We start from the raw sequence: 2,394 nt of genomic DNA on the forward strand, positions 1-2,394 counted from the left end.
AGAGGTGCGACATGAAGTCGTATTAAGGATGGTAATTGAGATTATTACCTGTTTTTCTATGAACAGTATCCTAGGTGCATGTGCATAACTGGTAACAGTTTTGTGCAAAGCTGCACTAACAATGTGCCAAGCAGAAATGCCAAGACAAAACCGCGAGGAAGTAGTCAAGCACTGATAGTATTAATCGGTCATGGTGCTAGGATTTTCGACAAGACTAACGTAAGTGAACATTTGATAAAAGTCATAACCAAGAACAAGCCAAAAATACTGATAGGCTTGAACCAAAAGGTATGCAGACAGGCTCAAGGAATCTCTGAATCTTTGACATAGACGTTGCTCTGCTGGCTGAAAGAATGAGTCTAAATCGAAATAAGTCCTTAATATGGAACATGGTAAGCCCTATATTCTCCCTGAATCATTGAGGGAAACCCAACCGCAAGGAAGGGCTATAGAATAGAGGGTATGAGAATGTGGAAAAAGCGAATGCCTATTTGTAATGAATGGGATAGAGGTTTGAAACATGACCTTATTGCAAAAGCAAGCAGACTTCCATGCGGTCTTTAATTACGAGATAGTTTGAAAAACCTTCTAAGATAGGAATAGCTGATGAATGGAACGAGAGTTTCAGGAGCACCAATCGACCAACATTTGCACTGGCACGATATCAATTGGGCTAAGTGTAATTGTGCGGTTAAAAGGCATCAAGCGCGTATCGTAAAAGCAACTCAAGAAGGTAAATGGGGTAAAGTTAAATCATTACAACATCTACTGACTCGCTCTTTTTCTGCAAAAGCATTAGCAGTCAAAAGAGTGACTGAAAATCGCGGTAAAAATACGGCAGGAGTTGATGGTACAACATGGTCAACCCCTGCTGCGAAAATGAAAGCCGTTAACTCGTTAAAACACAATGGATATAAGCCTCTGCCATTAAAAAGAGTAGCAATACCTAAGTCAAATGGTAAAGAGCGTCTATTGGGCATACCGACCATGAAAGATAGAGCTATGCAAGCGTTACACCTACTTGCACTCGAACCTGTCTCAGAAACACTCGCAGACAGTAATTCATACGGTTTTCGCTCTGCTCGTAGCACTGCTGACGCTATAGAGCAATGCTTTAAGATACTATCCCAAAAAGGCTCTGCACGTTGGGTTTTGGAGGGAGATATCTCTGCATGTTTTGATGATATCAAACACGAATGGCTAATAGACAATGTTCCCACGAATAAGACTATTCTAGGAAAGTGGCTAAAGTCAGGTGTAGTTGATAAAGGCAACTTGTTCGCAACTGAAAAAGGTACTCCGCAAGGCGGTATAATCTCACCTACTTTGGCAAATATGACGCTAGATGGGCTTCAGAAGGTAGTCGAGGGAGTAATTCCTCGCACCACTCGCAGAGGTCAGAATGTAGCTAAAGTAAACTTTGTAAGATATGCCGATGATTTTATCATCACTGGTGGAACGAAAGAGATACTGGAATATGAAATCAAACCTGCGGTTGTTGAGTTCTTTAAGTCTCGTGGCTTAACTTTGTCAAAAGAAAAGACAAAAATAACTCATGTAACAGAGGGATTCGACTTCTTAGGTCAAAATGTAAAGCGATACGGTGAAAAGGTGCTTATTAAACCTTCAACCAAGAGCGTCAAAAGCATTAAGACAAAAATACGAGAAATCTTGAATGGTAATAAGCAAACAACAGCGGAAAATTTGATTAGAATGCTTAATCCTATTTTACGAGGTTGGGCTAACTACCATCGACATATCGTATCTTCTAAGGTTTTTAGTAGCATAGACAATTTCATTTGGGAACAACTATGGCAATGGTCAAAAAGACGACATCCAAAGAAAAGTAGTACATGGGTGAAAAATAAATACTTTCATACTTATGGCTCTCGAAACTGGGTGTTTTCAGCCGAAATTTTAAAGACTGGTCTTAATACGCCTAACAAGTGGTTGAGGTTGGTTAACCTGACTTCGATATCCATTCAAAGGCATATAAAGATTAAAGGTGACGCAAATCCATTCGACCCAACATGGGAAGATTATTTTGATAAGCGTTTAATGAGTCTTATGAAAAAGTCTTTAAAAGGTAAGGCTAAGTTGACTTCAATATGGAAAAACCAAGAGGGAAATTGTCCTATCTGCAACTTAAAGATAGCCCAAGATGAAAAATGGGATATCCACCATAAAATACGCAAAGTTGATGGTGGTAGTGACAATGTAACGAATCTAGTTATGCTCCATTTGAATTGTCACAGACAAACCCATAGCCAAGATTACAGAATGAGTAGCTGACTCTCATTTGAGGGTTTATAAAGGCTTGAGCCGTATGAAGGGAAACTTTCATGTACGGTTCTTAGGGGAGAGGATTGTGGCAACACAACCCTTTTACCCGAT

1 protein-coding gene is annotated in these 2,394 nt (G+C 39.8%); it reads left to right on the plus strand.

All coding sequences use genetic code 11. The features are described 5' to 3' along the window. Positions 1-606: 606 nt before the first annotated feature. Complete coding sequence (gene ltrA / locus EI161_RS14000; protein ID WP_192529875.1) at positions 607-2,292, plus strand: group II intron reverse transcriptase/maturase; 1,686 nt, start codon at positions 607-609, stop codon at positions 2,290-2,292. Positions 2,293-2,394: the final 102 nt, after the last annotated feature.

Origin of the sequence: Psychrobacter sp. FME5, from assembly GCF_014861375.1 — a bacterium.
Taxonomy (GTDB): Bacteria; Pseudomonadota; Gammaproteobacteria; order Pseudomonadales; family Moraxellaceae; genus Psychrobacter.

Bases quoted from the DNA above. Each gene is read 5' to 3' on its own strand.
- ltrA (WP_192529875.1), top strand. From the start codon at position 607: ATGAATGGAACGAGAGTTTCAGGAGCACCAATCGACCAACATTTGCAC.